Below are 25,231 nucleotides of genomic sequence, written 5' to 3'. Positions count from 1 at the left end.
CTGGCTACTCTCGCGGCGCTCAGCGCAGGACCAGCGGAAGGAAGCCGAACGATGACTCGAGCGATGCGGCGGCCCATAGCGGCGGCCACCGGTGCACTGCTTCTCGCGGCCACGACGGCGGCGTGCGGTGGCGGTAGCGGGAACGGCGACGGCGAGGGAGACGGCTCTCTCAGCGTGTGGATCATGCAGGGCACGAACCCGGATGCCGAGGACTTCTTCGCAGACGTCTCCACCGCGTTCGAGGAGCAGACCGGCGCGACGCTCGACGTCGAGTTCGTCGAGTGGGGCGACGCGCACGACCGGTTCGTCACCTCCATCGCCGGCGGCACGACCCCCGACGTCGCGGAGACCGGCACCACCTGGACGCCCGAGTTCGCCGACGCCGGCGCGCTCGCGCCGCTCGACGAGTACGTGGACGGCGCCGGGATCGGCGACGACCTGGTCGAGGGTCTCGTGGAGGCCGGGACCTACGACGAGCAGCTCTACGGCATGCCCTGGTACGCCGGTGTGCGCTCGCTGGTCTACAACACGGAGATGTTCGAGCAGGCCGGCGTCGAGCCGCCCACCACGTGGGCCGAGCTCGAGGACGCCGCGGCGGCGCTCAAGGAGGAGTACCCGGACAAGCTCGCGGTGGCCGTCCCGGGCGACGCCGAGTTCACGGTCTACCCGTGGGTCTGGGGCGCCGGCGGCGAGGTCGCCACGCTCGAGGGCGACACCTGGACCTCTGGCCTGGACAGCCCCGAGTCGCAGGAGGGCATCGAGTTCTGGACCGGTCTGGCCACCGAGGGCGGCTACTCGTCGGAGGGCGCCACCACCTGGCGCGAGACGGACGTGCTCGACACGTTCGCAGCGGGCGACGTCGGTATGGCGGTCATGGGCTCGTGGACGCCGGGGGCGATCGTCGACGCGAACCCCGACATGGAGGGCAAGTTCGCCGCCGTGCCGATCCCGGGCAAGGACGGCGGCATCGCCCCCTCGGTCCTCGGCGGTTCGCACCTGAGCATGTTCGAGACGGCCGAGGACAAGGACCTGGCCTTCGCGTTCATCGAGATGATGACCACCGGTGAGTTCGCGCAGCAGTGGGGCGAGGAGTCCGGGTACTTCCCCGGCCAGGTCTCCCTGCTCGACGAGACCCTCGCGAGCACCGACCCGCTCGTGGCGCCGTTCGCGCAGCAGTTCGTCGAGGGCGGTGCCTCCGTGCCGGTCGCGCCCACCTACGGCGCGGTGCAGGCGAAGCTCACCACGAGCACGATGATGCAGTCGATCCTCTCCGGGGGCGCCGACGTAGCGGAAGCGAGCAAGGCCGCCGCCGAGGAGATGACGAGCGTGCTGAACGGGTCTGAGTGACCCAGCACGCGCCTCAGCGGGCGAGCCGGCAAGCGAGCCAGCAGGTGAGCCGGCCGGAGAAGCTGCCGCGGCTCAGCCGGGCCAGGGCCGCCGTCGTGCGGCCCTGGCTGCTGCTCGCCCCCGCGCTGATCGTGCTCGCGGTGCTGCTCCTGTGGCCGCTGGTGCGGGTGTTCCTCTTCTCCCTGCAGGACTACGGCCTGCGCGAGATCACCACCGGCGAGCCGAACTGGATCGGCACGGCGAACTACGCCGAGATCCTCACGTCCCCCGAGCTGTGGACCGTGGTGCTGCCCAACACCGTCGGGTTCGCCGCGCTGTCCGTGGCGGGGACCGTCGCGTTCGGCACCGGCGTGGCGGTGCTGCTCGCGTCGCTCGGGACCTTCTGGCGCACGATCACGTCCAGCGCGATCATGGCGGCCTGGGCCATGCCCGCGGTCACCGGCACCTACGTCTGGGTCTGGATCTTCGACGCCGACCGCGGGGTCTTCAACGACGTCCTCCTGGGCCTCGGCCTGCTGGACGACCCCACCAACTGGTTCACCGACCGGTGGACGTTCTACGCCATCGTGCTCCTGAACGTGATCCACCACGGCTTCCCGTTCGTCGCCGTCACGGTGCTCGCGGGGCTGCTCGGAGTGCCCAAGGAGATGCTGGAGGCCGCCGAGATGGACGGCGCAGGGTCGTTCCGCAGGTTCTTCTCGATCATCGTGCCGCAGCTACGGCAGGTGTTCGCCGTCGTGATCATCCTGTCGACGATCTGGGACTTCAAGGTGTTCGCGCAGGTGTACCTCATGCCCGGCGGCGCCGGATCGAATCGATCAGTGCTCAACCTGGGCGTGTGGTCGTACGTCGAGTCGTTCGGGCAGAACAGGTACGGCTTCGGCTCGGCGATCGCCGTCCTGCTGACCCTGCTGCTGCTCGCCATCACCGCTGTCTACGTGCGTACCGTGCTGGCGGAGGAGGAACGATGAGCTCACGGCGCTCGCCGCTGCGGCAGGTCGGCAAGGGTGTGCTCGTCGCGCTCCTGCTCGTGTTCACCCTGTTCCCCGTCTACTGGATGCTGAACAGCTCGCTCGACGCGCAGGCAGGGCTCACCAACAGCTTCTGGCCGGCCGAGCCGACCCTCGACCACTACGTGTTCGTGCTCACCGAGGGCGGGTTCGGCACGTTCCTGCGCAACTCCCTGCTGGTGGCGCTCGGCACCGTGCTCGTCTCCTCGGTGCTGGCTCTCCTCGCGTCGGTGGCCGTCGCGCGCTTCCGCTTCAGGATGCGCACCCAGATCCTCATGCTGGTGCTGATCGTGCAGATGGTGCCGCTCGAGGCGCTGGTCATCCCGCTGTTCGTCCAGGTCCGGGACCTGCAGCTGCTGGAGACCCTGATCGGCCTGGTCGTCGTGTACGTGGCGCTCGCGCTGCCGTTCGGGATCTGGATGCTGCGCGGCTTCGTCGCGGCGGTCCCGGTCGAGCTGGAGGAGGCCGCCTACCTCGACGGCGCGAGCTGGGGCCGGATGTTCTGGTCGGTCCTGCTGCCGCTCGTGGCGCCGGGCCTGGTCGCGACGAGCATCTTCAGCTTCATCACCGCGTGGAACGAGTTCATCTTCGCGATGACGATGCTCGGCGGCGCGACGGAGAACTACACGGTGGCGATCGGTCTGCGCTCGTTCTTCGGCATCCACTCCAACGACTGGGGCGCCATCATGGCGGCCTCCACGATCATCACGGTGCCCGTCATGATCTTCTTCATCCTGGTCCAGCGCCGGCTCGCCTCGGGGCTGACCGCGGGGGCCGTCAAGGCATGACGGCGGAGCCCGCCGGGCCTGCGCGCACCGCCTCCCGCACGGAGCGGGCGGTCAACGGCGTGCTCCTGCCGGGCTTCGAGGGCGTGCTCGTCCCGGACTGGCTGGCCGACGCCGCCCGCGCCGGCCTGGCCGGCGTCGTCTACTTCGCGCGGAACACGCCGGACGTCGCCACCACCGCCGCGCTGTCCGCCGCCCTGCACTCGATCTCGCCCGACCTGCTGATCTCCGTCGACGAGGAGGGCGGCGACGTCTCGCGGCTCGAGGTGGCCACCGGGTCGTCCCTGCCCGGGGCGGCAGCGCTCGGCGCCTACCCCGGAGGCGGCACCGTCTCCCTGGACGCCGGCCGGGCACTGGGCCGGCTGCTGGCCGCGACCGGCATCGACCTGCTCCTCGGCCCCGTGCTCGACGTCGTCTCCGAGCCGGACAACCCCGTGATCGGCGTCCGCGCCTTCGGGACCACGCCCGACGCCGTCGCCCGGCACGGCATCGCGTTCGCCCGCGGCGTGCGCAGCGCAGGCGTCGGCGTCTGCGGCAAGCACTTCCCCGGCCACGGCGCCACCACCGTCGACTCCCACGTGGGACTGCCGGTCGTGGACGAGCCGCTCGACGTCGTCCGGGCGCGCGACCTCCTCCCGTTCACGCGCGCCCTGCGGCCCGAGGGCCGGGACGCCGGCCAGTCGGCCCTCGACGCGGTCATGACCGCCCACGTGCTCTTCCCCGCGCTCGGCCCGGCGCCCGCCTCCATCGAGCCGGCCGCCACGCGGCTGCTCCGCGAGCTCGGCCACACCGGCCCGATCATCACCGACGCCCTCGACATGGGCGCCCTGCGCGAGCTCAGCGGCTCGGTGGGGGAGGCCGCCGTCCGCGCCGTCGAGGCCGGCGCCGACCTGCTCTGCCTGGGGCTCGACCCGGCCCTGTACCCGGAGTCGTACGACGCGCTGAGCCGGGCCGTCGCTTCCGGCCGCCTGACCGTCGATCGGCTCGAGGAGTCGGGGGAGCGCACGCGCGAGCTCGTGGCGGCACTCCGGGACCGGCGAGCTGCGGCCGGCACGGCCACCGGCGACCATGCCGCGCAGGAGGCGCTCGCGGACCTGTCGGCGCTCGGGGGGCGCATCGCGGACGCCGTCGTGCACGTGCGTGGCGGTCGGCTCGTGCCGCTCCCGCCGGACGCCGAGCCCGACGTCGTCGACCTGCGTACCCGGCTGGACCATGCCGCCGGACGCACGGCCCGGCACGTGCAGTCCGCGGTCGCGGCGGCATGGCCGGGCGCCAGGCTGTCGCGCGGTCCGTCGCCGGGCGAGTCGGGGGAAACGCCTGGTGAGGAAGCCGACGGGGAGGGGGCTGCGGAACTTCTTCTCGACGAATCTGGACTTGCGGTGCTTATTGCCCGAATCTCCCGGTACGGTGTATCGGCGGATCTCGACAGAACTGGTGTCAAACGTGGCGCAGAATTTCCTGGGGGCGGGCCCCGGGGTGCGCACCGCTCCGAACCACTCGTCGTGATCACCCGTGAACCCGTCCCGGGTTCGGCCGAACGCGACCGCCTGGAACGGCTCTGGGCGGCCCGGCCGGATCTCGTAGTGGTCCACACGGGGCTTCCCGGACCGGTGGACGACTGGTTCGGGACGCTGAGTGGTGGTGGCCCGGCTGTCGTGGTGGCGTGCGGGACCGGACGAGCGAACGCGGCGGCCGCCGTCGAGCGTCTCCGCGGCCTCGTGGACCGGCGGGACAGCGAAGAACAGCGCAGCAGCGAGCAGTGAGAGCAGCCATGAGCGAAGAGCAGCACGGGTTCCAGAAGAGGGACCAAGACCTACAGCAGGACAGAGACCGACAGCAGCACCGAGACCAACAGCGCGGCGTTCAACGCAGTGCAGGTAATGAGAGAGAGGCCCGCCGATGATCGCGGAGGCTGGATTCGAACGGCACGCACAGTCGTTGCCGCGCCCGGTCTCACCGACCGAGGAGCGCAACCCGCGGACCCGTGACATCGACGTGGTCTCCACGGCCGAGATGGTGCGCATGATCACCGACGAGGACGCCGCGGTGATCGCCGCGGTTCGCGCCGCGCACCCGCGCATCGTCGAGGCGATCGACATCGCGGTGGACGGGATCCGTGCGGGCGGGCGGGTGCACTACGTGGGCTCGGGGACGTCGGGTCGCATGGGCCTGCTCGACGCCGCGGAGCTCCTGCCGACCTTCGGCGTGGGCGAGGAGATGTTCGTGCCGCACCTCGCGGGCGGGCTGAACGCCTTCAAGAAGGCGGCCGAGGGCGCGGAGGACGACATCGCGGCGGGTGGCGCGCTGGTCGCCGACGTCGGGCCGGCCGACATCGTGTTCGGCATCGCCGCCAGCGGCGGCACCCCGTACGTCGGGGGAGCGCTCGACATGGCCCGTGCGCGGGGGGCGCGGACGGTGCTGCTCGCGTCGAACCCCTTCGCGTCGCTGGCGTCCAAGGCGGACATCCCGATCCTGGTGAACACCGGCCCCGAGGCCATCACGGGGTCCACCCGCATGAAGGCCGGCACCGCCCAGAAGCTGGTGCTGAACACCTTCTCGACGGCGGTCATGGTGCGGCTCGGCAAGACCTACTCGAACCTCATGGTCGAGGTGCTCGCGACCAACGCCAAGCTGCGCCTGCGTCTGGTGCGGCTGCTCACCCAGGCGACGGACCTGGAGGATGGCGTGTGCGAGAACGCGCTGGCCGCGACCGACGGCGACCTGCGGGCCGCACTCGTGATGCTCGTGGCGGGCGTCGACCGGTCGGCGGCGACGCGCGCTCTGGCGATCACCCCGGGCCGGATCGGTGGCCCGTCGGTCCGCGAGGCCCTGGCGACGCTGGGCATAGACCCGGCGTAACGCGAGGGGGTCCGTGAAGTAGAGCGTGTGCGCTACTTCGCGGACCCCCTCGCGGGCGGTCAGGCTCCTGCCATCGCGGGGGTGGGGGTTGGGCGGGCGGCGGCGTTGCGGACGTCGGCGGCCAGCTTCGCGACCAGGATGTCGCCGCCCTTGGTGAGCTGCTGCCCGCGCTCCTCGAACCCGAGGCGACCGTGGAAGCGCAGCGAACCGGGGTTCGGCGGGTCCAGGTTGACCTCGCAGGTGACGACGTCGTGCCCGGCGGTGCGGGCGGCGTCGAACACGGCGTCGTAGAAGAGCTTGCCGATGCCTCGGCCCCGGGCGCCCTCGCCCACCACTATGCGGTCCACGTACAGGTGGTCCAGGCCGCGCTCCTCGAACCAGGCGTAGTTCTCGCCGGCCCAGTCCTCGCCGCCCTCGAGCGCGACGACGAAGCCGAGCGGGTCAGTGGGCGTCTCGGGGTCGATGGCGACCAGGGCGAGCGACGAGGCGTCGAGCAGCTCGACCATGTCGTCGGCAGGCGTGTCCGGGACGGCGGGGATCGACGCGTTGTTGAGCGTGACCAGGCGAGAGACATCGGCGTCAGTGGCGGGGCGCAGCAGGGTGGCCATGGGCATGGCGCGATCACTCCAAGGAGGTCGAGGGGGAGCCCCTGACGTTAGCCGTTTCGCCCGCGCAGGTCTGTGACCTGCGTCAAAGAGTGGTGGCGGTCACTCGTGGCCCGAAGACCGCGGTGCCAACGCGCACGATGGTCGCGCCCTCGGCGATCGCCAGCTCCAGGTCGCCGGTCATGCCCATCGAGAGGTTGATGGCCGCGCTCGTCCCAGCGGCGTCCGACGCGCGGACCTCGTCCCGGACGGCACGCAGCCGCGCGAACCCCGCACGGACCGTGTCCTCCGCGGAGCCGTCGTCCGCCGGGCTGCTGCCCGCCGGCTCGGGGAGACGCGCGCCGATGGTCATGAAACCGGTCAGCCGCAGACCCGGCAGCGCGGCGACCGCGATCGCGAGCGGGACGGCGTCGTCGGGCCGGACGCCGTACTTGCTCTCCTCGCCCGTGACGTTGACCTGGACCATCACGTCCAGGGCGCGGTCACCGGTGCGGCCGTCGCGCACGCAGCGGTCCGAGACGGCCTGGGCGAGCTCCAGCGAGTCGAGCGTCTCCAGGCCCGTCGCAGTGGCCAGCACCTGGTTGATCTTGTTGCGCTGCAGGTGGCCGATCATGTGGACCTGCAGCGCACCGGCCGCTACCCGGTCCGCGACGGCGGGCGCCTTCGCGACCAGCTCCTGCACCCGGTTCTCGCCGATCAGGTCGACGCCCGCCGCCAGCGCCTCGAGCACGGCCTCCGGCGTCTGCGTCTTGGTCGCGACGAGGAGGCGCACCTCGGCAGGGTCTCGTCCGGCGGCGACGGCGGCCGCGGTGATGCGGTCGCGGACGAGCGTCAGGCGCTCGGCGACAGAGGGCTGGGACTGGTCGGGCACGCGGCGAGTCTATTTCGGCCGGGCTGTACGGTTGCACGCCCGTCCGCGGGCGGTTCAGGGTGGGATCAGGGGGTTTCCCGGTTCCGAGGACCTGTTCCACTACGGAAGGATGGGACCCATGAAGACGCTGCTGAACATCATCTGGGTCATCTTCGCGGGGTTCGGGCTGTGGCTCGGCTACATGCTCGCGGGGATCATCTGCTGCCTGCTCATCGTCACCATCCCGTTCGGCATCGCGTCCTTCCGCATCGCGGGGTACGCCCTGTGGCCGTTCGGCCGTGAGGTCGTCGAGAGCCCGCGTTCCGGAGCGTTCGCCCTGATCGGGAACGTCATCTGGGTGATCGTGGCCGGCTGGTGGCTCGCGCTGGGGCACATCGTCACCGCGATCCCGCTCGCCATCTCGATCATCGGCATCCCGATGGCCTGGGCGAACCTCAAGCTCATCCCGGTCTCGCTCATGCCGCTCGGCAAGCAGATCGTCTCCAGCGACGCCCTCCTCCCGACCTACCGCAAGCAGGTAGCCGCCTGATCAGCGGTCGACCGGTCGACCGGGTAGTCGAGAACGGGGTTGTGTTCCTGTCGCGCTTCGCCAGGAACACAACCCCGTTCTCGTCGGGCGCCGGATGAGTCAGTCGCGGGCGATGGGGGCCGTCGTGCCGGACGTCAGGGTCAGCAGGTCGGCAGGTGCGAGGCCGACGTCGAGCCCGCGTCTGCCGCCGGAGACGTAGACGACGTCGTACGCCTCCGCGGACTCGTCGAGCACCGTGACGTGCCGCGTCTTCTGGCCCAGCGGCGAGATGCCGCCGACCACGTACCCGGTCGCCCGCTCCGCCGCCGCGGGCTCGGCCATCGCGGCCTTCTTGCCGCCGGCCGCCCGGGCGAGGGCCTTGAGGTCCAGCTTGCGGTCCACCGGCACGATGCCTACGACGAGTCTCCCGTCGACGTCGGCCAGCAGGGTCTTGAACACCTGCGGGGCGTCGACGCCGATCGCCTCCGCGGCCTCCATGCCGTAGCTCAGGTCGCTCGACGGGTCGTGCTCGTAGGGATGCAGGGTGTGCGGTACACCCGCCTTCTCGAGCGATACGACGGCGGGGGTCCCGTGGGTCGCGCGTGCTGTCTTCTTGGCCACGACGCGATTCTGCCTCGTCCGGCATTCCCGGGCGATTCGGTCGGACGGCATCAGTTAGTTAGCGTGGGTAACGTGTTGCAGCGTGTCCGTGAACTGTGGTGTTCACGGGCACCGCCCTTCTCGGGCGTCCACTGGTTCAGGCCGCGGGTGCGGCCAGTGCCGGGGTTCCTGCGTCGTCCGGGCTGGTTTCACCCACACGATTGTGTGGGCCAGTGCCGTCCCGTCGGCAGACCTTGATGTCGGGGCCAGCTGCTTGACGGTCCCCGTCCCGGACTTCACCACGTCCCGTCCCGTCTGTGACGGTAGAAGTGTGGTCCTCGGCCCAGGCGGCGAGGTTGGCGGCGGCATTCAGGTCCCGGTCTCGAACCAGCCCGCAGCGATCGCAGGTATAGGTACGGTCCCTGAGGGTCAGGACCTTCTTGACGTGCTCGCAGGACGAGCAGGTCTTGGACGACGGGAACCATCGGTCCGCGACGACGACCTGCCCGTTACGCCAGTGTTGTTTGTAGGTGAGCTGGCGGGCCAGCTCACCCCACGCGCCGTCACTGACGGCTCGGGCGAGACGCCGGTTGGACATGATGCCGGTGATGTTCAGGTCTTCCAGGACCAGCTTGTCGTGGGTCTTGACCAGCTGGTTGGAGACCTGGTGAAGGAAGTGCTGCCGGGTGTCCCGCACCCGGAGATGATGTCTCGCCAGGCGCGTTCGCGCCTTGCGCTGGTTGGCGGACCCGCGCTTCTTGCGCGAGACGGCACGGGTGATACGCCGCTGCTGTCGCAGTCGGGTGGTCAGGATCTTGGGTGCTTGGACGCGCAGGGTCTCGGTTCCGTCCCGGGTGCCGGCAACCACCAGGGCGTGCAGGCCACGATCGACACCCACCCAGCCCTTCTCGTTGTCGTTCAAGCGGGGCGGGTGCTGGGCTATGGGGTGCAGGTCGGCGGCCTCGACAGTCACGGATATCCACCATCGGCGGGCGCCGCGGGTGATGGTGGCTTGCAGGATCCGGGCACGACCATGAGCGATCATGCGGCGCAGGCGGCGGGTGTCTTCCTGCACGCGGATGCTGCCGATCCTGGGCAGCGTCACCGACCGTGGCCGGTTGCCGGTCCCGATATGGATCGAGGACCGGTTGCCCTGAGTCTTGTTCCGCATCCGGAACGATCCGGTCGTGTGGTTCTTCTTCTTGAATCTCGGATGTCCGACCGGGCGGCCCTTGCGCTTTCCGGACCGGGAATTGGTCCATGCGGCCAGGCCACGGCTGAGGTCGACGGCTGCTTCCTCGGAAACTTGTGCGGACACCTCACTCCGCCAGGCCAGCCCGGTCACCTCCATCTCCGCGACACCGCTACCCGCGACCAGGAACCGGCGTCCGGCGTCCTGAGACACCTTCCACTGGTTGAACGCGTTGATCAGACTAAACCTCGACCATGGCACCTTGACCAGAGCCCGGTCGGCGTCGTCGTCCTCATTGGCGTCGTCATCGTGACCAGCACGGGCACGGTAGCGTTCGCGGGCGTCTAGGTGCAGCCGCAGGCATTGGTTGTACGCAAACCTCGCCGCGCCCGCGTGGCGGGCGAGCGCCACCGTCTGCTCGACCGTGGGGTCGAGGCAGAACCGGAAGGTCGTGTGCCGAGGCATATCCGAACGTTAGATGGAGACACTGACATCAACCTCGACGGACTAGATCTGGAGTCTACGGGCGGGCTCTTGGCCCTCCTGGTCGTCGCCATCCTCGTCGGGGGCTCCCTGCAACGCGTCGCGGGGATGGGCTTCGGGCTCGTCGCCGGCCCGTTCATCGTGCTCCTCATCGGTCCCGTCGAGGGCGTGCTCTTCGTCAACCTCGCCGGCGCGATGATGGCGCTGCTCGTGCTCGGGCGCACGATCCGCGGCGTCGACTGGCGCCGCTACCGCTGGCTGGTGACGGCGTCGGTCCTCGTCACGGTGCCGGCCGCCCTGCTCATCCGGGACGCGAGCACGTCCGCGCTGGAGATCGGCATGGGTGCCATCGTGGTGGGCGCGATGGCGCTCGCCCAGGTCACCTCGCGCCTGCGCGGGGCGGAGCGCGCGTTCGCACCGGAGGCCCGCCTGCCGCTGCTGATCACGGGTGCGGCGGCCGGGTTCGGCAGCGTCGCCGCAGGGATCAGCGGCCCGCCCATCGCCGTCTACTCCGTGCTCGACCGCTGGGACCCGCGCGTGTTCGCGGCCACGGTCCAGCCGATCTTCCTGACCAACGCACTCGCGGCGATGGCGGCCAAGCTCCTGGTCGCGGATGCCACGTTCCCGGACCTGGCCATCTGGGAGTGGGCGGTGGTCCTGGTCGCCCTCCTGGCCTCCGTCGGGCTGGGCGAGCTGCTCGTCGGACGGATCTCGGCGAGCGCCACGCGCAAGGTGCTCGTGACGCTCGCCTACGTCGGCGGCCTGGCGACCCTGACCCGCGGTCTCCTCGGGCTCGTCTGACCGAGAGCAGAACGGCCGGAGGTCTTGACGTAGCACTGCGAATGCGGGAATGTATCGTTACAATCCGCACGGTCGAAGGGGACGTTGTCAATGAGGAGAACGAGACCGAGTACAAGACGTATGGCCGGGTTGGGAGCACTCGCCGTGCTTCTTGCCTCGACCCTCGCCGCCACCGGCGCCGGTCAGGCCACCGAGGCCGAGGCATCCACCGTCGCGGGTGAGCTATCGACCGCGGCGGACTTCCCACCGAACCCGATCGAGAAGCCGGGGTGGCGACTCGACCGGAACGACGAGTTCAACGGCAGCCTCGACCCAAGCCTCTGGGTCACGAACTACCTCGAATCGCGAACCGCGGAATGGCGGTCCAGGGCCCGCTACAACTTCCGCGACGGCGCGCTCGTCCTGCGGATCGACGACGATCAGCCGGAGTACTACGGCAACGGCAACCCGATGAAGGTCTCCAGCATCCAGACGGGACAAAAGACCAACCTGCACAAGGACGACCAGTTCGACCACTCGATCCCGACGGACATGAAGTACACCCCCAAGTACGGGTACTTCGAGATCCGTGCGAAGAGCAACGCGCGCAGCGGCTTCCACACCGCGTTCTGGATGATCGGTCGCCAGGACACCTGGGCGCAGCGGGGTGAGGTCGACATCATGGAGCACGCCGGCATCCACGGGCGCAGCAGCTTCAACTACAACCTGTACCCCTGGTCCGACCCGAACCTGCGCCTGGTGCAGGACCGCGTCCGAGTCGGGTTCGACATGACGACCGAGATGCACGTCTACGCCGTCGAGTGGACCCCGACCCAGCTCAAGCTGTTCATCGACAACGTCCACGTGCACACCATCAACCAGTCTCTGGACTATCCCGCCGTGTTCTTCCTCGGCGCCTACGAGCGAGCCGAGTGGACCGGCGACGTCGATCCCGACGACCCGCGGCCGAAGGAGTTCGTCGTCGACTACTTCCGCGCCTACTCCAGCGACGGCGGCAGCAGCAGCGACCCGCTCGTGAGCGGGGCCACCTACAAGATCAAGAACACGGGCACCGGCCAGTACCTGGACTCGGACGCGGCCGGCGCACTCGTGCTGACCGGCTCCAGCACCTACGACGACCAGAAGTGGGTCGCCAGGAAGGACTCCACCGGGGCCTGGGTGTTCGACAACGTCAGGTCCGGCCGCGGCAACCTCGACACCGAGCCGAACAACCGGGTCATCTGGAACTCCGGTGACGTCTACGACGACTCGCGATGGAGCGTCGAGGAAGCCTCCGGCGGCTTCCGGCTGAACAACCAGGCCAGTGGCAGGGACTACCTGTATGCGTCGGGCAGTCAGCCGAGATGGAACACCGGATCGACCACCGGCAACACGGTGTGGGCGCTCGAACGCCAGTGACCGGCTAGCGAGAGTGCGGACCTGGTCGCCCCTTGATTCGGTGAGTGCAGACTTGGTTGCGGATGGAGGCCCTCTGACCGCGACCAAGTCTGCACTCGGCGGGTGGTCAGTCCTTGTCCAGCGGGCCCAGGGTCATCGATGGTTCGCCTGAGGGGGTGAGCCTGGCCGTCCCGAGGTTGCCGACCGTGCAGCTGCCGCTGCGCGGGGTCCCGTCGTTCCACACCTGCCGCAGGCAGTTGCGCATCGCGAGCTGTCCCCAGTAGCTGGGGTGCAGCGACTCCTGGACGTAGTACGGCGAGTCGCCGATCGTGGTGACCGTGCGGACCTGGTTGACCCACTCGGTCCGGTCGGCGGCGCCGGGGGACTGCCAGTTCGGCAGGCCGATCTCCTCGTACAGCCCGACGCCCCTCTCGCACAGCCGCTTGCCGTCGAACGCGTGCGTCATGTCGAGGGTGCGGACGTTCGGCAGCCCGACGTCGGACGCCGCACCCAGCAGCGCACCGTTGATGGTGGGCAGCGCCGTGGCGTTCGCCCAGTCGGCGTCCCGGTTCCAGACGCCGCACCCGCCGACGGACTGACGCGTGTAGCCCGACTCGGAGTACCGGAAGCCGGAGCCGTCCGGCATGGGCGACGGGTAGGTCTGGACCACCAGGGTCCACTGTGAGGTGCTGTACCCGGCGTTGCTCATCGCGGTCGCGACGTTGTCGAGGGCTCCCGCCACGCGGGACCGGATGTCGGCCACGTTCGCGGCGGTGAAGTTCTCCGCGACGGAGCCGTCGTCGTGGCAGTAGTTCTTCCACCAGGACGGCGACGTGAGGAAGTTGACCACGCAGGTCTGGACGGCGCTCGCGAACTCGAAGTCGTTCCCGCCGATCGAGACCACGACCATGCGCACGTTCCTGGTGGTGGCGGCCTCCTGGAGCATGAGCGCCTGGCCCTTGCCCGCCGAGCTGTTGAAGAAGTCGATGCCGGGCTTGAAGTTCGTGCCGGTCGCGGTGGTGGTCCGGGCCCCGCTGCAGGCGAGGTTGAGTCCGTTGACGCCGCCGCCGATGTGGGCCTCGGCGGACGACGCCCGATGGCAGCGGGCGATGGTCTCGCCGGTGCCGCCGGCGTTGTCGTGGTAGGCGTTCGGGCCCAGCGCGTCGGCGCGCCGGTAGTCGGTGTTGGAGGCGCCGGCCCAGCGGCCGGCCTCCCCGGAGATGTAGGAGTCACCGAGGGTGACGACCCACGGTGTGCCGACGCCGGGGCCGTCGGCGGCCAGGGGTGCCGCGGCTGCGGGTGACGTCGCGGCGGCGAGTGCGGCTGGAACGATGAGCGAGAACAGTGCGGTGAGTACGGCGGGGCGGAAGCGCATGGAAACACTCCTGTCGTCCGGGCCGGGCCAGCGGCGTTGCTGACCCTGACTCAATTAACAGAAGTGTACGAAACTTACCTTGAATGGTAAATGTTCACCTAAGTGCGCATTTTGGTCAGATCTGTCCGACGCCCAGCACTGTCAGCACTACCTCGCCCGCCTCGTCGCTCGCGGCCAGGTCGACCAGGGCGGTGAAGGCCCAGTCGCGGTTGCTGTCGGCGTCGTCGAGCACCTGCCGGACCCACCAGGTCCCGGTCTCGACGCGGACGGTGTCGCCGCCCGCCCCTCCCGGCAGCTCGGCGCCGGGCTCGAGGATCGTCAGCAGCGCGCCCGACCGTGCCTCCGGGCCGAAGCCGACGGCGTCGTCGCCCTGTTCCTCGAACAGCGGGTCCAGCGCGTCCGCCCAGGCGTCGGCGTCCCAGCCGCCGCCCAGCGCGGCCAGCGCCCCGTAGGACTCGCGTGCGATGAGCTCGACGCGGCGGAACATCGCGTTGCGGACCAGTCGGCGGAACGCGCGCGGGTTGCCGGTGACGGGTCGCACGGGAGCCTCGGCCCCGGCGCTGGCCAGCTCGCCGTCCGTCACGAGGTCGGCATCGTCGTCCACAGGGTTGGCCAAGCGTTCCCACTCGTCAAGCAACGAGGAGTCAACGCCGCGCACGAGCTCACCGAGCCACTCGATGATCTCCTGCACCTCTTCGGTGCGGTGCTCGTCGGGGACCACCTGGCGTACCGCACGGAAGGCGTCGGCGAGGTAGCGCAGGACCACGCCCTCGGTGCGCTCCAGGCCGTACACGCTCACGATCTCGGCGAACGTCATGGCCTTCTCGACCATGTCGCGCACCACCGACTTGGGGGACAGCTGTGCGTCCGCCACCCACGGGTTGGTGCGGCGATAGGTGTGGAACGCGGGCTCGAGGAGCTCGGCGAGCGGCTTGGGCCACGTGACCTCCTCCAGGAGCTCCATGCGCTCCTCGTACTCCAGCCCCTCGGCCTTCATCGCCGCGACCGCCTCGCCGCGCGCCCGGTTCTGCTGGCCCATGAGCACCTGGCGCGGGTCGTCGAGGGTGGCCTCGATGATGGAGACGACGTCGAGCGCGTGCGTCGGGCTCTCGACGTCGAGCAGGTCCATGGCCGCCAGGGCGAACGGCGAGAGCGGCTGGTTCAGCGCGAAGTCGCGGGGGAGATCCACCATGAGGCGGGCGGACGGCCGGAGCCGGCCCTCGGCGTCGGGCACCCGCACCTTCTCGACGACGCCCGCGATCCGCAGCGAGCGGTAGATCCGGAACGCCTGCCGCACGTGCTCGGCCTGCTGCGTCTCCGTGTCGTGGTTGGCCGTCAGGAGGTGGCGCATGGCATCCACGGGATCGCCGGCGGTGCCCGCCGCCCCGTGGCCGGCCGACCGGGCCGAGGCGCGGGCCAGGACGTTCAGCACCATCGCGTGGTTCACGCGGAACTGGGAGACGAGCGGCTCCGGATCGGCGTCGCGCAGGCGCTCGAAGGTCGCGTCGGTCCAGTTCACGCTGCCCGACGGCGCCTTCTTGCGCACGATCTTCTTGAGCTTCTTCGGGTCGTCGCCGGCCTTGGCCAGGACCTTGCGGTTCTCGATGACGTGGTCCGGCGCCATGACGAGCACCTCGCCCACCGTGTCGAACCCGGCGCGGCCCGCACGGCCCGCGATCTGGTGGAACTCACGGGCGCTCAGGTGGCGCATGCGCTCGCCGTCGTACTTCACGAGGCTGGTCAGCAGCACCGTGCGGATCGGCACGTTGATGCCGACGCCCAGGGTGTCCGTGCCGCAGACGACCTTGAGCAGGCCCTTCTGCGTGAGGCGCTCGACGAGGCGGCGGTACTTCGGCAGCATGCCCGCGTGGTGCACACCGACGCCGTGCCGCAGGAACTTGCTGAGCGTCTTGCCGAACCCGGTGCCGAACCGGAAGGCGCCCATCTCCGCGATGATCGCCTCCTTCTCGGACTTGGTGGAGACGTTCATGGACAGCATGGACTGCGCCCGGTCGACGGCGTCCTTCTGCGTGAAGTGGACCACGTACACCGGGGCGCGGTGGGTGGTGACGAGCTCCTGGATGACGTCGGTGAGCGGCTCGACGACGTAGGAGAACGTGAGCGGCACCGGGCGCTCGGCGCCCGCGACCTCGGCGACGGGCCGGCCGGTGCGCTCCTCGATGTCCTCGCGCAGGCGCGACGTGTCGCCGAGGGTGGCGCTCATGAGGATGAACTGGGTGTCCGTGAGCTCCAGCAGCGGGACCTGCCAGGCCCAGCCGCGCTGGGGGTCGCCGTAGTAGTGGAACTCGTCCATGACCACCTGCGAGATGGCGTCCTCGTCGGCGTCCACGCCGCTGCCGCTACCGCTGTCACCGCGGCGGAGCGCGACGTTCGCGAGGATCTCGGCCGTGCAGCAGATGATCGGGGCGTCCGGGTTCACGGCGGAGTCGCCGGTCATCATGCCGACGTTCTTCGAGCCGAACGCCGCCACCAGGTCGAAGAACTTCTCGCTGACCAGCGCCTTCAGCGGGGCCGTGTAGTACGTGCGCCCGCCGCGCCCTGACCGGTGGGCCGCCAGGGCGGCGAACTGCGCGCCCATGGCCACCATCGACTTGCCCGAGCCTGTTGGCGTCGCGAGCACGACGTGGGAACCCGTCATGACCTCCAGGAGGGCTTCCTCCTGGTGCGGGTAGAGCGCGCGTCCGCCCCCGGCGGCCCACTCGCTGAAGCTCTCGAACAGGACGTCCGGATCGGGATCCTTGCCCGTGGGCGCGGGCAGGTACGGGATGAGGGTCCCGGCGGGCTTCGGGGTGGCCGACGCCGGTCTGGGATCGCTGGTGGCGGAGAAGGAGGTCGCGGAGGTCGAGGTTGTCGAGGAGGGCGCCGTCATGGTGCTGCCCATTCTTGCAAAGCGTGCGGCCTACGGCGTGCAAGTCGTGAGGCTTGTAGAGCACCGCCCTTCTCGGGCGTCCAAATTTCAGGCCGCCGGTGCGGTCTGAGGGTTGGTTCCCACGTCATGCAGTCCCTCCCCGCCACGGCCACGAGAGCCGTCGCGGGTGGGGGCGTCCTGTCGGTGGGCGTTGGTGACGGGGCCGGCTGCTTGACGGTCCCCGACCCGGGCAACACCACGCCCCGCACCGTCATCGACGGGTGAGGTGTGGTTCTCGGCCCAGGCGGCGAGATTCACTGCGGCATTCAGATCCCGATCCATCACAAGCCCACACCCGCGGCACTCGAACGTGCGGTCCTTGAGCGTCAGGTCTTTGCGCAGCTCACCGCAGGCGGAGCAGGTCTTGGACGACGGGAACCACCGGTCCGCGACCACGACCTGGCCGTCGCGCCAGGCCTGCTTGTAGGTGATCTGTCGGGCGAGCTCACCCCACGCGGCATCGTTGATGGCGCGGGAGAGCTTGCGGTTGGATCGCATGCCGGTGATGTTCAGGTCTTCCAGGACCAGTAGGGCGTGGTTCTTGACCAGCTGGTTGGACACCTGATGCAGCACATGGCGACGACGGTCACGGATCCGGGCGTGCTGCCGTCCCAGACGCACGACAGCCCTTTTTCGGTTCTTCGATCCCTTCTTCTTCCGGGACACCGCCTTGGACAGGCGACGTAGCCGCGGCAGCCCACGCCGCAGGACTCGTGAGTTGTTCAGACGGAGCACCTCGACGCCGTTGGATGAGCCAGCGACGGCTAAGGCATGCAGACCCCGGTCCACGCCCACCCAGCCGTTCCCACCGTGCCCGGTGGGCTGAGCGTCATCCTTATCGACCGCGGCCTCGACCGGTTGGGATGCGTGCCCTGCTGTGGGGTGCTGGTGCCCGGGGTGCAGGTCGGCGGCTTCGAGGGTGATCGAGATCCACCACCGGTTCGCGCCCCGGGACACGGTCACGAACAGGATCCGTGCCCGGCCGGTGACGATCATTCGGCGCAACCGCCGGGTGTCCTCCCGCACTCGCAGGACGCCAATCTTCGGCAACGTCACCGACCGGGGGCGCTCCCCGTCCCCGACTCGGACACCACGCCCCTTGCTGGTCTTGTGTCGGATCCGGAAGGACCCGCCGGTCGGGCTCTTCTTCTTGAACTGCGGGAACCCGACCTCCGGTCCCTTCCGGGCACCTGTGCGGGAGTCGATATACGCTTTCAGACCACGCCCGAGGTCGACCGCGGCTTCCTCGAACACCTGCGCCAGTACCTGGTCACGCCAGGTAAGACCCGTCACCTCCACCCGAGCCTGCCCGGTCGTGTCGACGAGGAACCGGCGCCCGGCGGCCTCCGACCTCTTCCACGCGTTGAACGCGTTGATCAGATCGAACCCCGACCGAGGTACCCGAACCCCAACCGGAACGTGGCCGTCTCCGTGGCGGTCGCCGTCCGGCGCAGTTCCCGGAACGGGCTTCTTGCCCTGTCCACGGCGGGCCGCGGATCGGGCGTCCTTGTGCAGGCGCAGGGCCTGGTTGAACGCAAACCTCGCCGCACCCACATGCCGGGACAGCACACGTTCCTGCTCGACCGACGGGTCGAGACGAAACCGGAACGACGTGTGCCTGCGCATGCCCGCCATCCTGCCACCAGCCACTGACAAAGGCCTGCGACAGGCGCTTGATAATTGAATCAGATCGGACTTCAGTTCGATATCCGGTTATCTTCCAGCCACAACCGGCCTTCTCGCGAACGCCGACGAGTTCCGAACACGGCCTAGCTGTACTGACCTAGCCGTCGCCGACGCGCTTCTCGCCGGCCTGGACCGCGACGACGCCGGCGAGGATCAGGACGCCGCCCACGAGCTGGACCGGCCGCGGGAGCTCGCCGAGCAGCAGCCAGGCGAACCCGATGGCCGCGACGACCTCGAACAGCCCGACGAAGGAGGACAGCCGCGGGCCGAGGAGGCGGCCGGCGGCGATTCCCGTCACGTAGGCGAGCCCTGCCGTCACGATGCCGAGGCCGAGCACCGGCAGCCACCACGGCACCTCGGTTCCCGCGTAGACCGGCGACGCGGTGCTGTACGTCAGGGGCATGATTCCCGTCGCGCCGAGCAGGCCAAGCGCCAGGGAAGCGGCCGTCAGGCCGCCGCCGGCCAGGGCGAGCGGCGGCAGGCCGGTGTCGACGTTCGCGTTGATGACGAAGTAGGTCGAGACGCCGAGCATCGCGACGAGGGCCCAGGCGACGCCCGCGGGATCGACGGCCGTGGCGCCGGGAGCGCCGGAGACCAGGTCCAGGACGAGCACGAGCCCGACGGCGGCGAGCAGCGTGCCCATGATCGTGGCCCTGGTCGGTCGCTGGCCGTGGCGCAGCCAGAACCAGAGCACCACGGCGGCAGGGGCCGTGTACTCGATGAGGAGCGCCGGGCCGACGGCCATGTACTGCACCGCGGAGAAGTAGGCGAACTGACAGCCCGCGACCGAGACCGCTCCGTAGACGGCGATGAGCCCCAGGTTGCGGCGCACGGGACGCCAGTCCCCGCGCAGCGACACGATGCCGAGCGGGAGCACGACGACCGCCGCCAGCATGACCCGGGCGAGGACCATGGCGCCCGGGCTCCAGCCGGTGTCGAGCAGCCCGCTCGCGAACACCCCGGACAGGCTGAAGGCCGCCGCCGAGACGCCGGCGAACACAAGGCCGGTGGTCAGGCGGCGGGTCGGCGGCGTTCGCACGGCGTCGGCTCCGGTGGGGACACGGCCCGCCCCGCCGATGTCAGGTGTCACAGCGCTCATGGGTCCTGACAGTAGGGGCGTCGGGATAAGGTGTCAACGTGGTTTTCACTCATGACACCGAGGAAGCGCTCCAGGCCACCGTCGCGCTGGTGAACGCTGCCGAGCCGCCGGTCACGCTCAGGACCGTCGCGGAGCTGGACGCGTTCTTCGTCGGGCACGGCTACACGGGGCGGCACGACAGCACCCGGGCCGAGCTCGACGAGGTGCTGGCGCTCCAGGCCCCCCTGCGCGAGCTGCTCACGGCAGACCGGGACTCGGCGGCGCACCTGGTCAACAGGATGCTGGCGGACGCTGGCGCGATGCCCCAGCTCGTCCGCCACCCGCCCCTCGACTGGCACATCCATGCGGTGCCCGCCGACGCCCCGCTCGCCACTCGCATCCTCGTCGAGACGGCGATGGCGATGATCGACGTGATCCGGGACGACGAGCTGTCCCGTCTCGCGGTCTGCGCGGACAGCGACTGCGCGGGGATCGTCCTCGACCTCTCCCGCAACCGCTCACGCCGCTACTGCTCCACGACATGCAGCAACCGCAACGCCCAGGCGGCCCACCGGGCGCGCCGGGCGGATCGGCCGGTGACCGCGTAGCGGGTCCGGACGCTGCCGGGCGTGCTCAGCCCAGGTCCCACAGGAGCCGGTAGTAGGCGACCCGGTCGGGGTCCTCGTCGATCCCGTACGCGTCGTAGACGAGGTGCTCGTAGCCGGGCCCGTAGTTCCAGCCCAGGCTGTAGGTCGCGACGGACAGGTCGGCCCAGCGGTCGGCGACCCCGAGCGCGCCGAGGTCCACGTGGCCCGCCCAGCCGCCGTCGTCGTCGAGCAGGGTGTTGGGGGCGCAGGCGTCACCGTGGCAGACGACCAGCCGGTCGTGGTCCGGTGCGTCGAGGACGCGGGCGCGCGCCTCTGCCGACCACCCCTCGGACGCATGGCCTCCGGCGGCCCGTGCCTCGGCGACGGCGATCCGGTCGCCGATGCTCCAGGTCCACGGGCACTCGTCGATGGGAAGAGCGTCGTGGAGCGCACGCAGCCCGGCGCCGATCGCCCGGGCGGCGGTCTCGGGCTCGGCGAGCCACCGGGGGTCGACGGCGGAGCGCGCGTCGATCGCCACCGTCGCGAGCCACTCGGCGTGCTCGTCGGCGCCGACCTCGAGCACCTGCGGCACCGGCGTGTAGTCAGCCGCCCACCGCATCCGGGCCGCCTCGCCGGTGAGGTCGACGCCCTCGATGGTGGCCCGCTCCGAGCGGGGCGCCCACTTCACGAAGTAGGCGGGCCGCTGCACCGACGTCGGCACCGGGTCGACGCGGAACGTGAGACCGCCGAGCTCGTTGCTCCAGGCCGGCGTGACGATCCCTTCGCCGGCCAGCTCCCGCACGACGTCGGGCACGGAGATCTCGCCGGTGGGGATCGTCATGTGGTCAGCGTGCCAGACCTCGCCGCGCCGCCACGACGTGTTTTCCGGACGTCGCGCCGGGTCGGCCGGGCGTCCTCCGAACGATGTACGAGGGCGGACGGAGATCGTCCGTCCGGCCGACGACGCGGCGGTCCGACCGCGACAGGGTCGGGGCATGCCTGCCAACACGCCACCGAGCCCATCACCCTCGCGGACGCCGGAACGGACGCCGGCGTCCGCAACCGCGCCGGCGAGCGCCCCGCCGAGCACCGGCGGCCGGATCGCCGCGCTCGACGTGCTGCGCGGGCTGGCGATCATCGGCACGCTCGCCAGCAACATCTGGATCTTCACCGCGCCCGGCGGTCCCGCCGAGTGGATCTCCGGCGGCATGACCGATGCCGAACCGGTGCAGCGGGCGCTGCAGGCACTGTCCAACGGCAAGTTCCTCGGGCTGCTCACCCTGCTGTTCGGGGTGGGTCTCGAGCTGCAGTACCGGTCGATGGTCCGCCGCGGCATGCCGTGGCCGGGGCGGTACGCGCTGCGCGCCGGGATCCTGTTCGTCGAGGGCCTGGTGCACTACGTCCTCGTCTTCGAGTTCGACGTCCTGATGGGCTACGCGATCGCGTCCCTCGTGGCCGCGTACCTCATCGGGCGGAGCGACCGGGTGGTGCGGGCCTGGGGCGGCGTGCTGGCCGGGCTCTTCGTGGCGGCGATCGCGGGTGCCACGGCGCTGATGGTCGCGACGGGCGGGTCGGGCGCGACGTCGGCCGGCGGGACGCGGGCGGCAGACGCGACGACCATGTCGACGGCGAGCTGGTTCGACCAGGTCCTGCTGCGTCTCGAGCACATGGCGGTGTTCCGGATCGAGCTGATCCTGATCGTGCCGTCCGCGACCGTGCTGTTCCTGGTCGGCTCGCGGCTCGTGCGCGCCGGCCTGTTCACCACGACCGAGGACGGGGCACGGCTGCGCCGTCGGCTCGCATGGGTGGGTCTGGGCGCGGGCATCCCGCTCAACGCGCTGACTGCCTGGGCCGGGCCGGACTGGTTCCTCGTCGACCGGTACCTGGTTCCGCCGCTGGTGGCCGTGGGCATCCTGGCGCTGGGCACCACGCTCGTCGCCCGGGCGAAGAGCCGTCCCGGCCTGCTCCGCCGCGGTGTCGAGGGCGTCGGACGGACGGCGCTGTCCTGCTACGTGCTGCAGAACGTGCTGGCCTCGGCGCTCTGCTACGACTGGGGACTCGGGCTCGCCGGGGGCGGACCGTGGCAGGCCGTGGCGCTCTGGGCGGGTATCTCGCTCGCGCTGATGATCCTGGCGCCGCTCTGGCTGCGGCGGTGGCCGCGCGGACCCATCGAGCTCCTGATGCACCGCGTCTACGATGCGCGGCGCCGCTGACGGAGCCCCGCTGACCGCGCCGCCGACCGGGCCCCTCCTACCTCGGACACCCCCTGCCGGACGCGCACGCTCTCCTCGGCGTCCCACAGAGCCCGGTAGTAGGCGGTGCGCTCGCGGTCGGGTGCCACGCCGTAGGCGGTGAGCACCAGGGGTTCGAGCCCGGGTCCGTACCGGCGCGTGACGCTGCGTGTGGTCACCGCGATGTCGGACCAGCGGTCCGCGACGCCCAGGTCGCCGACGTCCACGTGGGCCACGAACCGGCCGACCTGGTCGAGGAGCGTGTTCGGCACCGTGGCGTCCCCGTGGCAGACGACCGGCCGGTCGACCGGCGGCGGGGTCCCGAGCGCGACAGCGGTCCGCGCGCGCTCCGCCGTACCCAGCGCGGCCGTCAGCGCGGCGACACGGGTCTCGGCGGTGCGGACGAACGGGCAGGTGTCGGTGGGGAGCGCGTCGTGGAAGCGACGAAGGCCGACGCCTATCGCTATCGCGGAGCGCTCGGCCCGGTCGTGCCACCGGGGCTCGATGGCCGACGCCGCGATCTCGCCGCGGACCTCGACGGCCGCCGTCAGCAACCACGAGCCCTGGGCGTCCCGTCCGGCGTCCAGCACGCGGGGGACCGGGGTGAACGAGGCCGCCCAGAGGAGGCGGTCGGCCTCGGCGAGCGGGTCGGGGCACGGGGCGCCGTCCGGCACCCACTTGAGGTACGACCGCCGGCTGCCGCACTCCGTCTCGAGCCGGACCGTGAGTCCGCCGTACTCGTTGCGCCACACCGGTACGACCGTCGCCCCGGACCGCAGCTGATCGGCCAGGTCATGTACGACGGACGGCACTTCGACGGGCGTCGGACCGATGCCGACGAGCGCGTTCGACACACCACGATGGTCCCATGAAGCGGGTGAAAAAGTGCTCCTGATTCGGAGCGGCCGCGGGCACTGGGCAACACGGCCCGGGTCGGGACCCCGTCCTGGAGGAGCTCCGGGACCATGAGGGCGAATCCCTACGCGGATCCCCGTATTTCTTGGCCGGGAGCGTGCGAACGGCTGGTGTCCGACGCTGGACACCAGCCGTTCGGCCCATGACGGGCGCGTGTTACAGGTGCGTCGCCACCAGGCGTCCGTTCCCGCTCACGAGCTCGCTGCTGCCCGCCGGCGCGCTCCCGCTGCGGACGTTCACGTCCATGCAGGCGTAGAACGCCATGGCGGTGTCGTAGACGTTCCACCGGGCGAGGATCGTGTGGTTACCGCTCGGCAGGCCGGACAGCGTGTGCCTGACGGTGGGCTGCGGGGTGGCACCGCCGTCGTTCACCGTCTTGAAGAGCCGGCCGTCCACGAAGTACTCCCAGCTGGCCGTGCGGTGGAAGGCCGTCAGCGTCCACTGGAACGTGTGGGTGCTGCTGATGCCCGTGCGCGGCCAGGCGAGCGAGGCGTTGTCGAGGGTGGTGAAGCGGCTGCCTCCCGAGCAGAGCATCGAACCCTTCGGGGCCTCGACGCTCTGCGGCTCCCACTCGACGCCGTTGCAGGACCAGCTCACGGTCCGCTTGGCGCAGTGGTCCTGGCGGCTGGGCGGCGACACGACCCAGCCGTGGGCCTCGGCCCGGGGTGTCATGGAGCTCGGTGCGGCGACCAGCGCCGCCAGGGTCAGGGCCAGGACGGCGAAGACGCCGAGCAGGACTCTGGCGGCGGGCGTTCTCAGTGCGGTGACTCTCATCGGGCTCACCTCGTGGTGTGAAGTTGGGAATCTCCTGAAGTACTCCTGTGTGCTGGGGTGCGACACCACGACGCTAGAAAGCGGACGGCCCCGGAACAAGTAGGGCTACTACGTAGGTGTGACGTCAGGCGAGAACGGGGTTATGGCCAGATCCGGTGCCAGACCGAACACAACCCCGTTCTGGGCCGAGCTCAGAACGAGTCGCAGACCTCGATCAGCCGGACGCGGAGGGCGTTCGACCGGTCGGCGTACTCGCGCTGCCGCCGCACGTACTCCGCCTTGCCGTGCGGCGTCTCGATCTCGACGGCGGCCACGCCGTACTCCGACACGTCGTACGGGGACGCGGCCATGTCGGTCCAGCGGATGTCGCGGGCCAGCTCGAACGCGTCGAGCAGGAGGTCGCCGGGCACGGCCGGGCCCAGCTTGAGGCACCACTTGTACAGGTCCATGTTGGCGTGCAGGCAGCCCGGCTGCTCCAGGCCGACCTGCGTCGCACGGGTCGGCTGCAGCTGGTTGCGTCCCGTCGCCTCCGGCGTGAAGAACCGGAACGCGTCGAAGTGCGAACAGCGCACGGGACTCGCCTCGACGACGGCGTCCGTCCCCGCATGCCCGAGGCGCAGGGGCAGCGGGTGCCGCTGGTCGCGGCCCGCCTCCCGGTCGCGGTAGACCATCGCCCACTCGTGCAGCCCGAAGCACCCGAACGTTCCGGGGCGCGACGCCGTCGCGGACAGCAGCTCGCGCACGTACCGCACGGTGTCGCCGCGGTCGGCGAGGAAGGCGGCGCGGTCGAGCGTGACGGTCTGGGGCGTGCGGGAGCCGGACGCCGCGGCGTCGCGCGGGCTGGTCGCGTGCCACCGCCACGTCGTGCGGTCCTCGGGGTCGGGTGCGGCGTCGCCGGCGTCCGGTTCGGGGGCACCCGCCCCGCCGTCGGGCAGCAGGAGCGCGACCCCCGCGCCCGGGTGCCAGCGACGCAGGTGCGTGATGCGGGTCGGGTAGTACGTGAAGAGGAAGTCCTCGATCGCATGCTTGCGCCCGGCGTCGCGGGCCGCGCGCCAGACGGCGGTGAGGGCGTCCGCCCGCGCGGCATGCGCGTCCGCGAGCGGCAGCCACTCCTCGGGGCGCAGCACCCGGGCCGGACTCGCCCCGCCGTCGCGCACGCCAGGCTCGTGCCCGACGGCGTCGGGCGCGCCGGGCGCGATCGACTCGCGGAGGACTGTG

At 70.6% G+C, this 25,231-nt stretch carries 22 protein-coding genes and 1 pseudogene; 10 read left to right on the top strand and 13 right to left on the bottom strand.

The window, feature by feature from the left end; all coding sequences use genetic code 11:
- Positions 1–51 precede the first annotated feature (51 nt).
- From ACQEVI_RS06385 to murQ, 5 genes are all read left to right on the top strand, one after another.
- On the top strand, positions 52–1,347 hold the full coding sequence (locus tag ACQEVI_RS06385; protein WP_432895815.1) for a sugar ABC transporter substrate-binding protein: 1,296 nt from the start codon (positions 52–54) through the stop codon (positions 1,345–1,347).
- A gap of 44 nt (positions 1,348–1,391) precedes the next feature.
- Positions 1,392–2,318: a carbohydrate ABC transporter permease gene (locus ACQEVI_RS06380; protein ID WP_432895813.1), complete on the top strand. Its 927-nt coding sequence runs from the start codon at positions 1,392–1,394 to the stop codon at positions 2,316–2,318.
- Complete coding sequence (locus ACQEVI_RS06375; protein WP_432895811.1) at positions 2,315–3,145, top strand: carbohydrate ABC transporter permease; 831 nt, start codon at positions 2,315–2,317, stop codon at positions 3,143–3,145. The genes ACQEVI_RS06380 and ACQEVI_RS06375 overlap by 4 nt, the downstream gene beginning before the upstream one ends.
- A complete protein-coding gene (locus tag ACQEVI_RS06370) occupies positions 3,142–4,905 on the top strand; it encodes a glycoside hydrolase family 3 N-terminal domain-containing protein (RefSeq protein WP_432895809.1) in 1,764 nt (587 codons plus the stop codon). The genes ACQEVI_RS06375 and ACQEVI_RS06370 overlap by 4 nt, the downstream gene beginning before the upstream one ends.
- Before the next feature lie 136 nt (positions 4,906–5,041).
- Positions 5,042–6,001, top strand: coding sequence for an N-acetylmuramic acid 6-phosphate etherase (gene murQ, locus ACQEVI_RS06365; protein WP_432895807.1), 960 nt, complete (start codon positions 5,042–5,044; stop codon positions 5,999–6,001).
- Between the two features lie 59 nt (positions 6,002–6,060).
- Here the strand turns inward: murQ and ACQEVI_RS06360 are convergent, their stop codons facing one another.
- Together ACQEVI_RS06360 and ACQEVI_RS06355 are read right to left on the bottom strand one after the other, a co-directional pair.
- On the bottom strand, positions 6,061–6,615 hold the full coding sequence (locus ACQEVI_RS06360) for a GNAT family N-acetyltransferase (protein WP_432895805.1): 555 nt from the start codon (positions 6,613–6,615) through the stop codon (positions 6,061–6,063).
- A 76-nt stretch (positions 6,616–6,691) separates the two neighbouring features.
- Positions 6,692–7,477: a YggS family pyridoxal phosphate-dependent enzyme gene (locus ACQEVI_RS06355; RefSeq protein ID WP_432895803.1), complete on the bottom strand. Its 786-nt coding sequence runs from the start codon at positions 7,475–7,477 to the stop codon at positions 6,692–6,694.
- A gap of 118 nt (positions 7,478–7,595) precedes the next feature.
- Here ACQEVI_RS06355 and ACQEVI_RS06350 point away from each other — a divergent pair, with 118 nt between their 5' ends.
- Positions 7,596–8,006: a YccF domain-containing protein gene (locus ACQEVI_RS06350; RefSeq protein WP_432895801.1), complete on the top strand. Its 411-nt coding sequence runs from the start codon at positions 7,596–7,598 to the stop codon at positions 8,004–8,006.
- Positions 8,007–8,105: 99 nt separating this feature from the next.
- Here the strand turns inward: ACQEVI_RS06350 and ybaK are convergent, their stop codons facing one another.
- Positions 8,106–8,606 carry a Cys-tRNA(Pro) deacylase gene (gene ybaK / locus ACQEVI_RS06345; protein ID WP_432895799.1) on the bottom strand — a complete coding sequence of 167 codons (501 nt, stop codon included), beginning with the start codon at positions 8,604–8,606 and terminating at the stop codon, positions 8,106–8,108.
- Positions 8,607–8,742: 136 nt separating this feature from the next.
- Positions 8,743–10,242, bottom strand: a complete 1,500-nt coding sequence (locus ACQEVI_RS06340) for an RNA-guided endonuclease TnpB family protein (protein ID WP_432895797.1) — start codon at positions 10,240–10,242, stop codon at positions 8,743–8,745.
- 69 nt (positions 10,243–10,311) lie between these two features.
- Between ACQEVI_RS06340 and ACQEVI_RS06335 the strand changes: the two genes are divergently transcribed.
- Both ACQEVI_RS06335 and ACQEVI_RS06330 read left to right on the top strand, forming a co-directional pair.
- On the top strand, positions 10,312–11,061 hold the full coding sequence (locus ACQEVI_RS06335; protein WP_432895795.1) for a TSUP family transporter: 750 nt from the start codon (positions 10,312–10,314) through the stop codon (positions 11,059–11,061).
- A gap of 144 nt (positions 11,062–11,205) precedes the next feature.
- Positions 11,206–12,459 (top strand): family 16 glycosylhydrolase, encoded by a 1,254-nt coding sequence (locus ACQEVI_RS06330; RefSeq protein ID WP_432895793.1) that lies wholly within the window; start codon positions 11,206–11,208, stop codon positions 12,457–12,459.
- A gap of 106 nt (positions 12,460–12,565) precedes the next feature.
- Here ACQEVI_RS06330 and ACQEVI_RS06325 read toward each other — a convergent pair whose 3' ends face one another.
- From ACQEVI_RS06325 to ACQEVI_RS06305, 5 genes and pseudogenes are all read right to left on the bottom strand, one after another.
- Complete coding sequence (locus ACQEVI_RS06325; protein WP_432895791.1) at positions 12,566–13,813, bottom strand: hypothetical protein; 1,248 nt, start codon at positions 13,811–13,813, stop codon at positions 12,566–12,568.
- A gap of 115 nt (positions 13,814–13,928) precedes the next feature.
- Positions 13,929–16,715 (bottom strand): DEAD/DEAH box helicase, encoded by a 2,787-nt coding sequence (locus ACQEVI_RS06320; protein WP_432895789.1) that lies wholly within the window; start codon positions 16,713–16,715, stop codon positions 13,929–13,931.
- A gap of 75 nt (positions 16,716–16,790) precedes the next feature.
- The gene (locus ACQEVI_RS06315; protein WP_432905821.1) at positions 16,791–18,041 is read right to left on the bottom strand and encodes an RNA-guided endonuclease InsQ/TnpB family protein; all 1,251 of its coding nucleotides are present in this window, start codon (positions 18,039–18,041) and stop codon (positions 16,791–16,793) included.
- A gap of 207 nt (positions 18,042–18,248) precedes the next feature.
- Positions 18,249–18,368, bottom strand: a pseudogene (locus ACQEVI_RS06310) (helix-turn-helix domain-containing protein); the annotation flags it as partial.
- A gap of 157 nt (positions 18,369–18,525) precedes the next feature.
- A complete protein-coding gene (locus ACQEVI_RS06305) occupies positions 18,526–19,527 on the bottom strand; it encodes an EamA family transporter (RefSeq protein ID WP_432895787.1) in 1,002 nt (333 codons plus the stop codon).
- Between the two features lie 38 nt (positions 19,528–19,565).
- Here ACQEVI_RS06305 and ACQEVI_RS06300 point away from each other — a divergent pair, with 38 nt between their 5' ends.
- On the top strand, positions 19,566–20,114 hold the full coding sequence (locus ACQEVI_RS06300; protein WP_432895785.1) for a CGNR zinc finger domain-containing protein: 549 nt from the start codon (positions 19,566–19,568) through the stop codon (positions 20,112–20,114).
- Positions 20,115–20,139: 25 nt separating this feature from the next.
- On the opposite strand, the gene ACQEVI_RS06295 is transcribed toward ACQEVI_RS06300, so the two are convergent.
- Positions 20,140–20,934: a phosphotransferase gene (locus ACQEVI_RS06295; RefSeq protein WP_432895783.1), complete on the bottom strand. Its 795-nt coding sequence runs from the start codon at positions 20,932–20,934 to the stop codon at positions 20,140–20,142.
- A gap of 154 nt (positions 20,935–21,088) precedes the next feature.
- On the opposite strand from ACQEVI_RS06295, the gene ACQEVI_RS06290 reads away from it, so the two are divergent.
- A complete protein-coding gene (locus ACQEVI_RS06290) occupies positions 21,089–22,306 on the top strand; it encodes a DUF418 domain-containing protein (RefSeq protein ID WP_432895781.1) in 1,218 nt (405 codons plus the stop codon).
- Here ACQEVI_RS06290 and ACQEVI_RS06285 read toward each other — a convergent pair.
- The 3 genes from ACQEVI_RS06285 to ACQEVI_RS06275 all read right to left on the bottom strand — a co-directional run bounded on the left by ACQEVI_RS06285 (position 22,285) and on the right by ACQEVI_RS06275 (position 25,170).
- Positions 22,285–23,178 (bottom strand): phosphotransferase, encoded by an 894-nt coding sequence (locus tag ACQEVI_RS06285; RefSeq protein ID WP_432895779.1) that lies wholly within the window; start codon positions 23,176–23,178, stop codon positions 22,285–22,287. The two genes, ACQEVI_RS06290 and ACQEVI_RS06285, sit on opposite strands and share 22 nt — an antisense overlap.
- A 217-nt stretch (positions 23,179–23,395) precedes the next feature.
- Positions 23,396–24,013 carry a lytic polysaccharide monooxygenase auxiliary activity family 9 protein gene (locus ACQEVI_RS06280; protein ID WP_432895777.1) on the bottom strand — a complete coding sequence of 206 codons (618 nt, stop codon included), beginning with the start codon at positions 24,011–24,013 and terminating at the stop codon, positions 23,396–23,398.
- Positions 24,014–24,204: 191 nt separating this feature from the next.
- Positions 24,205–25,170, bottom strand: coding sequence for a 3-methyladenine DNA glycosylase (locus tag ACQEVI_RS06275; protein ID WP_432905819.1), 966 nt, complete (start codon positions 25,168–25,170; stop codon positions 24,205–24,207).
- Positions 25,171–25,231: the final 61 nt, after the last annotated feature.

This window comes from Promicromonospora sp. CA-289599 (genome assembly GCF_050936155.1).
Lineage (GTDB): Bacteria > Actinomycetota > Actinomycetes > Actinomycetales > Cellulomonadaceae > Promicromonospora.
Note: the sequence above shows the minus strand (reverse complement) of the source record. Positions and strands in the feature narration are given on the sequence as shown.